General features: G+C 39.2%; 12 protein-coding genes. 11 read left to right on the forward strand and 1 reads right to left on the reverse strand.

All coding sequences use genetic code 11. The features are described from left to right. Positions 1–85: 85 nt before the first annotated feature. From LMC10_RS09395 to LMC10_RS09435, 9 genes are all read left to right on the forward strand, one after another. Entirely contained in the window at positions 86–1435 is a 1350-nt protein-coding gene (locus LMC10_RS09395) for an SLC45 family MFS transporter (protein ID WP_019252100.1), read from the forward strand. A gap of 88 nt (positions 1436–1523) precedes the next feature. Further along, the gene (locus LMC10_RS09400; protein WP_029507879.1) at positions 1524–3776 is read left to right on the forward strand and encodes a glycoside hydrolase family 65 protein; all 2253 of its coding nucleotides are present in this window, start codon (positions 1524–1526) and stop codon (positions 3774–3776) included. Between the two features lie 18 nt (positions 3777–3794). After that, positions 3795–4457, forward strand: coding sequence for a beta-phosphoglucomutase (gene pgmB, locus LMC10_RS09405; protein ID WP_003670263.1), 663 nt, complete (start codon positions 3795–3797; stop codon positions 4455–4457). A gap of 76 nt (positions 4458–4533) precedes the next feature. After that, complete coding sequence (locus LMC10_RS09410) at positions 4534–5019, forward strand: Lreu_0056 family protein (RefSeq protein ID WP_229269658.1); 486 nt, start codon at positions 4534–4536, stop codon at positions 5017–5019. A gap of 87 nt (positions 5020–5106) precedes the next feature. Then, complete coding sequence (locus tag LMC10_RS09415) at positions 5107–5727, forward strand: GTP pyrophosphokinase (RefSeq protein WP_228341233.1); 621 nt, start codon at positions 5107–5109, stop codon at positions 5725–5727. Position 5728: 1 nt separating this feature from the next. Then, complete coding sequence (locus LMC10_RS09420) at positions 5729–6394, forward strand: response regulator transcription factor (RefSeq protein ID WP_019253729.1); 666 nt, start codon at positions 5729–5731, stop codon at positions 6392–6394. Positions 6395–6405: 11 nt separating this feature from the next. Continuing rightward, complete coding sequence (locus LMC10_RS09425; protein WP_229269659.1) at positions 6406–7653, forward strand: sensor histidine kinase; 1248 nt, start codon at positions 6406–6408, stop codon at positions 7651–7653. A 2-nt stretch (positions 7654–7655) separates the two neighbouring features. Beyond that, a complete protein-coding gene (locus LMC10_RS09430; protein ID WP_229269660.1) occupies positions 7656–8837 on the forward strand; it encodes a chloride channel protein in 1182 nt (393 codons plus the stop codon). A gap of 151 nt (positions 8838–8988) precedes the next feature. Then, positions 8989–10329: a glutamate--cysteine ligase gene (locus tag LMC10_RS09435; RefSeq protein WP_003665336.1), complete on the forward strand. Its 1341-nt coding sequence runs from the start codon at positions 8989–8991 to the stop codon at positions 10327–10329. A gap of 140 nt (positions 10330–10469) precedes the next feature. Here LMC10_RS09435 and LMC10_RS09440 read toward each other — a convergent pair whose 3' ends face one another. Beyond that, positions 10470–11198, reverse strand: a complete 729-nt coding sequence (locus LMC10_RS09440; protein WP_029507880.1) for a gamma-glutamyl-gamma-aminobutyrate hydrolase family protein — start codon at positions 11196–11198, stop codon at positions 10470–10472. Between the two features lie 117 nt (positions 11199–11315). Here LMC10_RS09440 and LMC10_RS09445 point away from each other — a divergent pair, with 117 nt between their 5' ends. Next, positions 11316–12182 carry an aldo/keto reductase gene (locus tag LMC10_RS09445; RefSeq protein ID WP_122481408.1) on the forward strand — a complete coding sequence of 289 codons (867 nt, stop codon included), beginning with the start codon at positions 11316–11318 and terminating at the stop codon, positions 12180–12182. A 131-nt stretch (positions 12183–12313) separates the two neighbouring features. Next, a complete protein-coding gene (locus tag LMC10_RS09450) occupies positions 12314–14101 on the forward strand; it encodes a glycerophosphoryl diester phosphodiesterase membrane domain-containing protein (RefSeq protein WP_229269661.1) in 1788 nt (595 codons plus the stop codon). Positions 14102–14115: the final 14 nt, after the last annotated feature.

Genomic DNA, 14115 nt, shown 5'->3' on the forward strand with positions numbered 1-14115 from the left:
ATTAATATTGCAATAATGTATGAAGCGCTTACAATAATCATAAGTGTCTTTTAGAACTATTTTATAAGTTAAGGAGTTGTTAGCAATGAGTCAAGAAAAGTCCACGGGGGCTGGATTACCTACTCTATCAAAGAGTACCATCTGGATGATCAACTTTGGATTCCTTGGTGTTCAGACAGCTTTTACTCTGCAGAGTTCTCAAATGAGTCGGATTTTCCAAACTATTGGGGCCGACCCTAACAACCTTGGCTGGTTCTTCATCTTACCACCATTAGCTGGTTTGATTGTTCAACCAATCATTGGTTATTATTCAGACCGTACATGGGCACCAAAATTAGGTGGTCGGCGGTTGCCATACTTACTATTGGGAATGATTGTAGCTGTTATCGTTATGATTTTGCTTCCTAATTCAGGAAGTTTCGGTTTCGGGTATGGTTCGCTTGCTGCCCTTTGGTTCGGTGCAATTACTGTTGCTTTACTTGACCTTTCATCAAATGTGGCAATGCAGCCATTTAAGATGATGGTTGGTGATATGGTTAACGATGACCAAAAGAGTTATGCCTATGGGATTCAGAGTTTCTTATCTAACACAGGTGCTGTGTTAGCTGCCGTTTTCCCATTCATTTTAACTGCTTGGTTTGGGGTTCGTAACACTGCAAAACGAGGCGTTGTTCCGGATTCAGTTATTATCGCCTTCTACGTTGGGGCAGCCTTGTTAGTTGTTACTAGTTTATTTACAGTTTTCCGGGTTCATGAATATGACCCAGCAACTTACGCAAAGTACCATGGTATTTCTGAAGATGATAACAAAGAGGGTGGAAATTGGTTCACACTCTTAAAGCATGCACCAAAGGCATTCTGGACAGTTACTCTTGTTCAATTCTTCTGCTGGTTTGCATTCCAGTACCTCTGGACGTACTCAGCTGGGGCTATTGCCAAAAACGTTTGGGATACTGTTGATGCTACCTCTGCTGGTTATCAGGCTGCTGGTAACTGGTACGGTGTGCTTGCGGCTGTTCAATCAATCGCTGCTGTTATTTGGTCATACGTTTTAGCTAAGGTACCAAACAAGTACCACAAGCTTGGTTACAGTGGTAGTTTACTTCTTGGTGCTCTTGGGTTCATTTCAGTGTTCTTTGTTCATGATCAATGGACGTTGATTGTTTCATACACCCTTGTCGGAATTGCTTGGGCTGCGATGAACACTTACCCATTAACAATTGTTACAAACGCATTGACTGGTAAGCACATGGGTACATACCTTGGATTATTCAACGGTTCAATTTGTTTACCACAGATTGTTGCTTCATTATTGAGTTTTGCTTTATTCCCATTATTTGGACACTCACAAGTTCACATGTTTATCCTTGCTGGTATTGTAATGGCTCTTGGGGCTCTTTCAGTTGCCACAATCAAGGAAACCTATGCTGAATAGGAGTTATTTAATAAAATAAATTAATTAAGTTATAATAAAGGCGGGTTAAAGACTACCTTTATTTCAGATGAAAGGAATTGAGATTTCAATGAAACGTACATTTGATATTGCCCCTTGGCATGTTGCTACTCACAAATGGGACCCACAAGATAAGCGTTTACAAGAATCAATGACTAGTTTAGCCAATGAAAATCTTGGTATGCGTGGCTTCTTTGAAGAAGGTTACAGTGGTGACCATATGGAAGGTATTTACCTCGGTGGAGTTTGGTTCCCTGACAAGACTCGTGTTGGTTGGTGGAAGAATGGTTATCCTAAGTACTTTGGTAAGATGATCAACGCTGTCAACTTCATGAAGTTAATCATTAAGGTTAATGGTGAACAACTCGACTTAGCAAAGCAAACACCAAAAGACTTTAAGCTTGATCTTGACATGAAGCGTGGTGTCTTAGAACGGCGCTTTACTGTTGAAATTGGTGGTACTGAAATGTACTTCAATTTTGAACGTTTTGTTAGTGTTACCCAAAAAGAATTAGTTGGTCAACGTCTCCACATTAAGAACCGTGGCGACAGTGATGCTAAGGTTGAAATTACTAGCATGATTGATGCTGATGTATACAACGAAGACGCTAACTACGATGAACAATTCTGGAACGTTTTAGGCAAGTCTGCTGATGGCGAACATGCTGAATTAACTTCTATGACTAAGAAGAATGATTTTGGCACTCCACAATTCATCGTTGGAATGAAGACTACTTCAAAGACTAACCTTGACCACGTGGGTGACGGCACTGACGAAAAGCACGCTTACAACACATTTGCTGGTACTGTAGCTGCTGGTAAAGAAGTTAACTTTGAAAAGCGCAGTATCGTAATGACTTCTCGTGATTACGACTCCCAAGCAGATATTGAAAAGAACTTGGATGTATTAGGCGACCAACTTGATAATCAAAGTTTTGACGATTTACTCGATCCACATATTAAAGAATGGGCAGATCGTTGGGTTAAGTCTGATGTTGAAATTGAAGGTGACGAAGGAGCTCAACAGGGTATTCGTTTCAACCTCTTCCAACTCTTCTCTACTTACTACGGTCAAGATTACCGTCTTAACATCAGTCCAAAGGGATTCACTGGTGAAAAGTACGGTGGTGCTACTTACTGGGATACTGAAGCTTACTGTATTCCAGTTTACCTTGGGGTTGCAGACCCAGAAGTTGCACGTAACTTATTAATGTACCGTTACAAGCAATTAGATGGTGCCTTTGTTAACGCTAAGGAACAAGGACTTGATGGTGCATTATTCCCAATGGTTACTTTCAACGGTATCGAATGTCACAACGAATGGGAAATTACCTTTGAAGAAATTCACCGTAACGGGGACATTGCCTTTGCTATTTACCTTTACACTAAATACACCGGCGACAAGTCATACGTTCTTAACGAAGGGGCAGAAGTTCTTACTGAAATTTCTCGTTTCTGGGCTGACCGTGTTCACTACTCCCAAAACAAGAACAAGTACATGCTTCATGCCGTAACTGGTCCTGATGAATACGACAACAACGTAAACAACGACTGGTACACTAACCTTCTTTGTCGCTGGACTCTTCAATACACCCTTGACATCTTAGACCAAGTAGATGAAAAGGTAGCTAAGAAGCTTAATGTTTCAGAAGACGAAAAGCGTAAGTGGAAGGGTATTGTAGATAACATGTACCTTCCTTACGACAAGGAAAAGGACATCTTCCCAGAAAACGATGGCTTCATGGACAAGGACTTGACTCCAGTTTCTGAAATTCCAAGTGACCAATTACCACTTAACCAACACTGGTCATGGGATAAGATCTTGCGTTCACCATACGTAAAACAAGGTGACGTTATCCAAGGTCTCTGGGACTTCATTGATGACTTTACTAAGGAAGAAAAGAAGAACAACTTTGACTTCTACGAACAATTTACTGTTCACGAATCAAGTCTTTCTGCTTCCGTTTACTCAATTATCGCTGCTGATATTGGTTACGAAGACAAGGCCGTTGAATTGTATGAACGTTCAGCACGTCTTGACCTTGATAACTACAACAACGATACTTCTGATGGACTTCACATCACTTCAATGACTGGTTCATGGCTTGATATTGTTCAAGGATTTGCTGGTATGCGTGTTCGTGATGGTCAATTGCACTATGCACCATTCTTACCTAAGAAGTGGGATTCATACCAATTCCGTCAAATGTTCCGTGGTCGGATCTTGAAGGTTAAGGTTGACAAGCATGGTACTAAGATCGATCTTGTATCAGGTGACCCAATTACCATCGACCTTGACGGTAAGAAGCTTGAATTAAAGTAATTCTTGGAGGCATTTGAGATGAAGTTTGAAGATTTGAAAGGTTTTGCATTTGACCTTGACGGTGTTATTGCTGACACTGCTCGTTTTCATGGTCAAGCATGGCACCAATTAGCTGACAAGGTTGGAACTGAATGGACTCCAGAATTGGCTGACGCATTAAAGGGTGTTAGTCGGATGGATTCTTTGGAATTAATCTTGAAGGCTGGCGGCCATGAAAATGACTATACTCAAGAAGAAAAAGAAGCTTTGGCAACTGAAAAAAATGATAACTATATTAAATTAGTTGAAACTCTAACACCTGCCGATATTCTTCCAGGAATGAAAGACTTCTTAGATGAATTGAAAGCTAATGGTTACCACATTGTATTAGCTTCTGCTTCTAAAAATGCGCCAAAGGTTCTTAAGTATTTGCAATTAACTGATTACTTTGAAGGAATCGTTAATCCAGCCAACTTAAGCCATGGTAAGCCAGATCCAGAAATTTACCAAGAAGCAGCTAAATTAATGGATCTTCCAGCTGACCAAGTAGCAGGACTTGAAGATGCCCAAGCCGGAATTGAATCAATTAACCGTGCTGGTGAATTATCAATTGGTTTTGGTGCTGATTTGCAGGATGCTGATGTTAAGTTCGATAAGACTGGCGACGTATCCTTAGCTGCTATTAAAGCGCAAATGAATTAAGATCCAATTTCTCTCTTTTAACAATCCGTAAAGACGTACTTAGAATAATCTAGGTGCGCCTTTTTTATGTGAAATTATGAAAAGAAAAATCGTTATAATAACAACCATCATTCTAATTAGTTGCTTATGGGTAGTATTTGCAATTAACTTTAATCGGCCGTCCCTTCAGCCAGTTCAAGATGAAACACAGTCAAGTCAACAACCACGGCCAAGATTTACCGACCAACAAATTGGGGTTTTGGCGGGAGTGGCAATATCTCCCGACTGGTTAAAACAAAATATTGCTGCAAATCAACTCGTTTATGGAATTGTTAAGCCCTCTGATACCGTTCCAGCAGGAGTAAATGATTATAGCTATTTAGTAGCCACTGACGATCAAGATGGAACGGCAATTTTCTTTAAAGTTGAAGGCCAAACTGTGATCATAAAATATACTTCTCAGCGAAATGCAAAATTAAAAACAAAGGAATTAACCTTGGCACAACTAAGAAAAGAATTCTACCAAACGAGGTCACAAAAAAAGCAAGTAGATAACTATGTAGCAGGATTGCGGACCGAGTAAAATTTAAGTCATCTTAAAAATGCTATTTTTAGAGTATTCTTTAGTGATGAGTACTGTATAATATTCAAATTAAAGGAGGAAACTGTGATGTCAATTTATGGCCCATATGAGCAGATTTTGTCAAATATTCTTTCCCTCACAACTGATCGGATCAAAGAGCTAAATCAGCAAATAGTGCAGGATAAGCAACCAAAACTTTATGAACATTTAATTGCCCGGGTGAAGACTTCCGAGAGCATGGCAGAAAAATGCCAACGAAAAGGCTATCCGGTCTCTACCGAATCGGCCTTACGAAAATGTCGCGATGCAGTTGGAATCAGAATTGTTTGTAATTTCATCGATGATATTGACCGTTGTCTTTACCAATTACGTCAAGCTGACTGGTGTGAGGTAATTAAGGAAAAAGATTATATTACAAATGCAAAGCCAAATGGGTATCGGAGCTATCACGTCATTATTGATGAAACAGTTCCATATCAAGATATTGAAGGAAATAACCCCGGACATTTTTACGTTGAAATTCAGTTACGAACGATCGCAATGGACTCATGGGCAAGCCTTGAACATGAGATGAAATATAAACATAATATTAAAAATCCAGAACGAATTGGCCGTGAACTTAAACGTTGTGCTGACCAGTTAGCATCATGCGACGTTCAAATGCAAACAATCCGGCAATTAATTAATTCTAGTGAGGAAGGCGAATAAAATGCGAATCCTTGTAGCAGAAGATGAACAGCAGCTATCTCATGTATTAAGTTCAGCGATGACAGCGAGTGGTTATCAAGTTGATATTGCTAATAACGGCCAAGAAGCGGTTGAGCAGGCGAAAGAAAATGCTTATGATGTCATAATTTTAGACATCATGATGCCTGTTAAATCAGGACTGGAAGCATTAAAAGAAATTAGAGCAACTGGTAATCGTACATATATTATGATGTTAACGGCAATGGGTGAAGAAGACGATAAGGTAACTGGTCTTGATGCCGGTGCTGATGATTACTTAACTAAGCCATTTTCGTTAAAAGAACTACTTGCTCGGTTGCGCTCCCGTCAACGCCGAGATGATTCTTACCAAGTAGATGTTCTTGAATTTGGTGATTTGACTCTTAATGGTAACGATCAATCGCTTGAAAGTCGCAATTCGATTAGTTTAACGAATCGGGAAAATCGTTTACTTCAGTATTTTATTTTGAATGCCAATAAAGAACTATCAGTAAATGAACTTATCAGTCACGTTTGGGATGAGAATGACACCGTTGATCAAGAAGATCTCTGGATTAATATCTGTTATTTACGGCAAAAATTACAGGCAATTCAATCTCAAGTAACAATTAGTGGTGAAAAAACTGGACCGTTTATGATTGCATGCTAGGGGGTCAAGGAATGATTCAACGTTTTCGCTATAAATTTATTGCAATCTCAACTGCGGCATTATTATTTGTAATTTTGACAATTGTTGGCAGTATTTGCACCCTCACTTACTATCAATCGCACCAAGAAATTGAACGAGTATTGACGATTTTGGTAAATAACGACGGCCAAATTCCCCGAAAAGGGATCCGGACTACTAACAATAGTCAACCTCAATTTTCACGTGAGGGCCTTCATCAATATCGTTATTTTGCTGTACTGGTCGATAATAAAAATCAAGTAACGGAAGTGCAAGACGATCATATTGCAACGGTTACGCCGCAGGATGCCCGAGCAATGACAGACCGGCTTATAAGAAGAAAGGTGCATAGTGGGCAGTTACTATATCGAGGGGTAAATTATGCTTATAAGATTCGGAATAAAGACGGTGAGAAAGTAATTGTCTTTCTTGATGAATCACTCCTCATGGCCCGGACACGATCACTAATGCATACAGGGTTGATCTTAGGGGTAATTGTTTTAGTTCTGTATACCATTGTTTTAACCCTTTACTCGCGTCGTGCAATTCGGCCAATTATTGAAGCAGAGCAGCGGCAAAAAGAATTTATAACTAATGCTAGTCACGAATTAAAAACGCCATTGACAGTTATTTCAGCGAATAATGAAATGCAAGAGATTATCAATGGTGAGAATGAATGGACAACAAGCACCAAGCAACAGGTTACTCGCCTGACAAAGTTAATTAATAACCTGGTGTCACTTGCGCGCATGCAAGAACAACCGACATTAACGATGGTGCCGGTAAATGTAAGTCAAATTGCCGGGGATGTGGCTAGTAGTTTCAAGAGTGTGATTTCAACTGAGCAGAAACAATTCAATGTACAGATTGATGAAGGCTTGGTAGCAAACGCTGATGAAAATACACTGCGGGAACTGTTGAATATTTTGCTTGATAATGCGAATAAGTATTGTGATCCTCAGGGTGAAATTGATTTTACAGTGTCCTCGTCTAATCATAGTAAAAATATAGTTATTACGATTGCGAATAGCTATAAAGATGGTAAAAGCCTGGATGTTAAAAAATTCTTTAACCGCTTTTACCGGGTTGATGAATCGCATACTCAAGGAAAAAAGGCAGGCTTTGGTATTGGGCTTTCGATGGCTCAATATATCGTTAAACAATTCAAAGGGAAAATTACGGCGAAGTATACAAATGGTAAGTTAGCTTTTATCGTAACGTTAAAAGAAGTAGGAAAGTAAGAATGAAATTTTGGCGACTTAAGATTGGAATATATGCAGTTGTTTGGAGCCTAATAATTGGTATGCTAACAGCAGCGTATTTAAACTTAGTTAACTGGGTAATTGATTTAGTTTGGCATCAATACCTAGATCCGACAGTTAGTAGTAAATGGTATCCGTTTTTAGTGTGTATTCCATTGGGATTTTTGATTGGTTTCTTGAATAAACGATGGGGTAATTACCCGTTAACGATTGAACAAGTGCTGACGCAGGTAATGATGAAAGGGCAATTAAATTATCATAATTGGTGGAAGTCTTTTATTCTTGGCTTATTGGCCCTCGGAGCAGGAGGAAGCATCGGGCCGGAAGCTTCTACAACAGTCTTAACTAGCAGCATGATTAATTGGCTTGGTGATCGTATGCGCTGGGCAACTTCAATGCGCCAGAAAGTTTCTCTTTGGCATGGTAAAATGCAAACGCAAGATTTAGCCCGTGCTCCTAGATTCAGTCAGCTTTTTAAAAATAAATATCAACGAATTCTTGTTATTTCAGGATTGGTTGGGATTGGGATAATAGGCGCGGCGATTGTTTTTAAGCTTTTTCCTGAAGAAGGTGTTTTTGGGATTCATCACCGGACCATTAATTGGGAGTGGATCAATTTATTAACGAGTATTCCAACGCTTATCATCGGAATTGCTTTTGGGTGGCTGTTTGTTCACTTAGAAAATTGGGCTGCACTGATAATTAATGCAAAAATAAGTAAGATTTGGCAAGGTGGGATTTTTGGGCTAATTTTAGCGGTTAGCTCGTTGATCACAAGCGATATTATGTTTTCCGGTGAATTTAGAATTGTTCCTTTTACCCATGAAGCCTTTAACCATTCAATCACTTTCCTATTAGTTGTAGCGCTCGTAAAAGCCGTAATGAGTAATCTGGGTTTTGCAATGGGATGGCGGGGAGGAACTATTTTCCCGGCTATCTTTTCGAGTGTCGCGGTAGGAACTGCCTGTGCGATGATGTTGCCCGGAGACGTACGAGTAAATGCAATTGTTGTAATTGCGGCAAGCCTTACCTTTGTTTTAGAAAAACCGTTATTAACAATTGTCCTGCTATTATTATTAGTGCCGATTGAACTAGCTCCTGTAATCATTCTTGTTTGCTTTTTAGTAGGAAGGATTATTAAACTTTTTCCTGCTGGTGAATAGGAAATCTTTAATATCTTTTGTATAACAAGGAAGATCGAGTACTTGCTAAGCGTGAAAAATTATTTAAATTTCGTTTTATTAATATCTAGTTGTTTATATGAGAAAAGTCCTGTATCTTTATTAAAAAACAATTAGAGGATGGGGCGATAATGTGTTTAGCAGAATTGGTCAATTAATATTCGATAATGAAGCTGTTGCAAAGACTTCTGATTTTACAATGGGTCTCGAGATTGAAATGCAACGAGTAGACGAAGATGGCAACCTAAGCCTTGAGCCATATCCGTCAGCGATTGGGGATGAGAAGACTAATCCATGGATTACCAATGATTTTTTAGAAACAATGGCTGAAATGGTAACTCCTTCTGCCCAACATGCTCTTGATGCAATGCATTATTTGTATGTTATCAATAATACATTGCGATCAGCTCTTGCTCCCGGCGAGTTATTATGGCCGTTATCCATGCCCCCACGACTTCCTAAAGATAAGACTAAATTGCGGTTAGCTAAAATGGGACCGAAAAAAGAAGCTTATTTGAAGGAATGGGCAAAACGTCATGGGTACTCGCAAGGAACGCCTTGTGGAGCGCATATTAACTTGAGTATTGATCAGCACATTATTGAACTAGTACTTAATGCTTTCCCAGAACGCTTTAATAGTGAGCGTGAAGTGCGGAATTATTTATATACTATCTTGGCACAAGGTTTTGTCCGATATCGATGGCTCCTTACGTATCTTTATGGTGCAAGCCCAATTGTTGAAGAAAATTATTTTGAACCGGGAAAAGAGTTGCCTCATCCGATTCGGAGCGTGCGGCAAAGTCAATACGGCTTTGGGACCAAATTTACCGGTGATTTTACTAATCTCGATCGTTACATTGCACGGATTGAAGAAGGAGTTAAAGCAGGGATTTTAACATCGGATTACGAATTTCATGGTCCAGTGAGGTTCAAAGGAAACACGGATTTAAAAAAGTTGCCTGAACATGGAATTGAGTATTTAGAATTACGAATGCTTGATTTAGATCCTAGCAGTTCAGTAGGGGTTCGAACTGGTACACTAAGATTTATTCGTTTGTTAGCAAGCTACTTGATCATGCAGCCGCCATTAAAAGAAAACGAAGTAGAAGAAATGTTGGTGACTGCCGATAAAATGAATGAAGTTGTGGCCGAGGAAAATCCCCAAGCAACTTGTAGATATCAGGCCAAAGCTCGTGCTGTCCTCAAAAGTTTAGAGCGGTATGCCAATCAAATCCAACTCGGTCCAGAATATTCCGAAGTTCTGGAAGACTTAGAAGATCGGGTCGAGAATCCACTAACTACCCCGAGTGCTAAACTTTTAAACTATGTAAAGGATGGCTCGCTCACCGAGTATGCGTTACGTCGTGCTAAACGTTACCAACAAGCGGCACAGGAAACAATCCATCCTTTCAAAGGGTTTGAAGATGGACGAATCTATACTGCTGATGAGCTTCGAAAAGAATTAACATTGTAACCTTTTCAAGGAGAAGCTAGCTCTAGTAAGCAATAATAGGCCTCCAACGTTCGGTTTTACCGGGTGTTGGAGGCCTATTGTTGTACTGTGTTATTTGTTTTTTGAAAGTAACTTAACTTATGTCACAGCCGATCCACTATTTATTTAACCGCTTTTTTCGCTCTAGCAATTAAATCAGCAAAAATAGCGCGTGAATAATCATAATGTTTAAACATGTTTTCTGGATGCCATTGAACTGCTAAGATTTGATCTGAGTTAATGGTTTCCACGGCTTCTGGCACCTGATCATCAGCCCATGCCGTTACATGAAGTGGTTCAGCAATCTGATTTAGTGATTGATGATGACGTGAATTAACATATGGTCTGGGTCCTACTAAGTTAAATAATCGACTTGCCTTGTCTGTATTAACGTGGTGGGAAGGAAAATTTCCTGGGGCATCTTGAGAATGCTTAAGTGTTTGATGGGGATTTTCCGAAAGATCTTGGTATAAAGTCCCGCCAAGCGCAACATTTAATACCTGCATTCCACGGCAGATCCCCATCATTGGTTTTCCAGCATTGAATGCAGCTGTAGCAAGACTAATTTCAAATTGATCTCGTTTAAGATATGTGGGACCTAATTTTTGGTGCGGTTCTTCGTTGAAAAAGGTTGGATCGACATCACTTCCTCCAGCAAAGATAATCCCATCAAAAAGATCAAGGTAGGATGGTGCTAGTGAAGCAGCAACACTAGGAAGAATAACGGGTAATCCTCCTGACTTGATAATGGCTTCTATTAATGGGCGAGGTGCGAAGGCAGCATTTCGCTCGTTAATGATGTTTGTAGCTTCAGTTAATGTATCTGCAGGAATAGCAATTCGTGGATGCATATAACCCCTCCTCATTTAGTTCTCATGATATTATAATCAAAGCATAATTCATTTGGAATAGCAATCAATATTTTTAATAAAAAAGATATAATAGAAGATGAAAGAAGGAATGTAAAGATGCTTGAATTAACTAATATTAACTCGACGTTCAACTTAAATAATGGAGTCAAGATTCCCTGTGTGGGATATGGTACATTTAGGACTCCTGCAGATGTAGCTGAACAGGCCGTGAAAGAAGCAATTGAAACTGGTTATCGACACATTGATACTGCGGCAGTTTACGGAAACGAAGAAGCAGTAGGAAAGGGTATTAAGGATTCAGGAATTAAGCGTGAAGACCTTTTTGTAACTAGCAAGTTATGGAATACTAATCGTGGCTATGAACAAACGAAGAAGGCTTTTCAAGAGACGCTTGATCGTTTACAGATGGATTATTTAGACCTTTACTTAATTCACTGGCCCGCTAATGAAAAGCAGTTTGGAGATGATGCTGCTAAGATTAATGCTGAAACATGGCGCGCAATGGAAGATCTTTATAATGAAGGTAAAATTCGGGCGATTGGGGTAAGCAATTTTATGCCTCACCATATTGCAGAATTAATGAAAACGGCCAAAGTAGCGCCAGCAGTTGATCAAATTGAGGTTCATCCAGGTTGGCCACATACGGAAGAAGTTAAATACTTACAAGCACACAATATCTTAGTTGAGGCATGGGCTCCTTTAGGTGGTCAAGGTGCTAAAGTATTAACTAACCCAACCATGATTCAAATCGCTGATAAGTATCAAAAGACGCCAGCGCAAGTCTGCTTACGTTGGATTCTCCAACAGGGGATTCTTCCATTACCGAAGTCTGTACATAAAGAACGGATGGTAAGTAACCAAAATATATTTGATTTCGAATTAACGGATGAGGATATGCGCAAGATTAGTTTATTGCCAAACCTTGGCGGTCAATGTGCTGATCCAGATGAGGTTGATTTTTAGGAAATATGAAATTGATGCAGTAATATTAGGTATCCAGTCAAATTAAAATAGTATGCTAAAAAGTCTCGAGCCTTCACGGAAGAGGCTTTTTTGATATAATTCTTTTAGCTAATAACGAGGAGAATTTGAAAATGAAAAATGCTTATCGCGCTTTTCACCAATATTCTTGTCAGTTCAGGAAAAATTGGCTTGAATATTTAATATTATTTGGTGGTCTTGATATTGTAAATCAGTTTCTGGTAATCCCCTTTTTTCGCTGGATAACTACCTTTGTCCTGCAGGCAGGAGAAATTCCGTTTATTTCATATCAAAATATTGTAATTATTCTGACCCATCACCCATTAGTGGTAGTAAGCCTTTTAATTGAATTAATATGCCTAATGGTAATCATTTATGGTGAATTTATGCTCTTGTTGACGGGCTTTCGTGAAATTGGCTTGCCAGAGTTTAGCTGGCGCCGGATGTTTAGACAAACGCAAGAAACTTTATCGTTGTTAAATTTTGGATCGTTAATTTTATTATTAGGTTACTTCTTGCTTATTATTCCATTTGCGGATATCATCTTTCGAACTCCCCTGCTGGCGAAAATTCAAGTTCCTCAGTTTATTGTTGATTATCTTACCCGTAATGTGTGGCTTATTGGTGGATTGACCTTGTTCTATCTTTTGATGACGATGATCGGTATTCGTTTGATATTGACAATGCCATTAATGGCTTACCAACACTTGCGGTTAAGAACTGCTATGTCACAGAGCTGGCAAATGACAAGTAAGCTAAGATGGTTGAAATTTTTGATTCAAATTGTACTGATTACAATAATTGTGGGTGTTATAACTTTTATTTTTTACCTCATGATTTACCTTCTCCAAGTTGCTCTGGACTTATTACCCGGGAAATTATCCTTGATTACTGCTATCTTTAACCTGTCGATCTTACAGCTTGGTGGTGAAGTACTAGCGGTATGGGCAGGAACAATTATCTTACTGGTAGTCGTTAACCCGTTAACTAGCATTAGTGAACTGGCGACAAGTCCTGAACATCCATCACGAGGTTTGCTTACCTCCTTTATGCTTGTTTTTCTTGTAATTGCTTTGGCGACCCTTGCAAATAATACTTTTTACATGATGGGAACGGGGATTAAACGCCCAGTGACTATCTCTCACCGAGGGGTTGCTGAAAAAAACGGGGTGCAAAATACTATTCCAGCAATGGAAAAAACAAGTAAACTTAGGCCAGATTATATTGAAATGGATTTGCATGAAACAAAGGACCACCAGTTTGTTGTGATGCATGATGAGAATCTTAAAGAACTAACAGGAGTAAACAAAACACCTCATGAGCTAACATTGAAGCAATTAACACGACTAACAGCATATGAAAATGGCTATCATGCTAAGGTTGCGAGTTTTGATCAATATTTAGCAGCGGCTGAGAAACATCATCAGAAACTTCTGATTGAGATAAAAACAACACCACATGATTCAAAGCAGATGCTCCAGAATTTTAATCGCCGGTATGGGAAGAGAATTTTGCGAGACCATGACCAAGTTCACTCACTCGACTACAGTGCTGTGACTAAGTTAAAAAAGATTAATCCGCGGTTAACAGTCTTGTATATTCAACCTTATAATTTGGGTAATCCCCAGGGAGTTGCTGACGGATTTTCGATGGAATATTCAACATTAAATCAGGACTTCATTACTCAAGCCCAGTGGCAACATAAACCGGTATATGCATGGACAGTTAATGACACAGATTTAATGAAACAGACTATGTATAACCATGCTGATGGGATAATTACCGATAATTTAGGGGAATTAAATGCAGCAATTAAAGATTTTACTGGTAAGCAAAGTTACGCTAATCGAATTTTAAACTATATCATTGTTGTTCCTACAAGCGGAGGAATTGAACCGTAAAAAACACTCGAGAA

The organism is Limosilactobacillus reuteri subsp. simiae (assembly GCF_020784875.1).
GTDB lineage: Bacteria > Bacillota > Bacilli > Lactobacillales > Lactobacillaceae > Limosilactobacillus > Limosilactobacillus reuteri_H.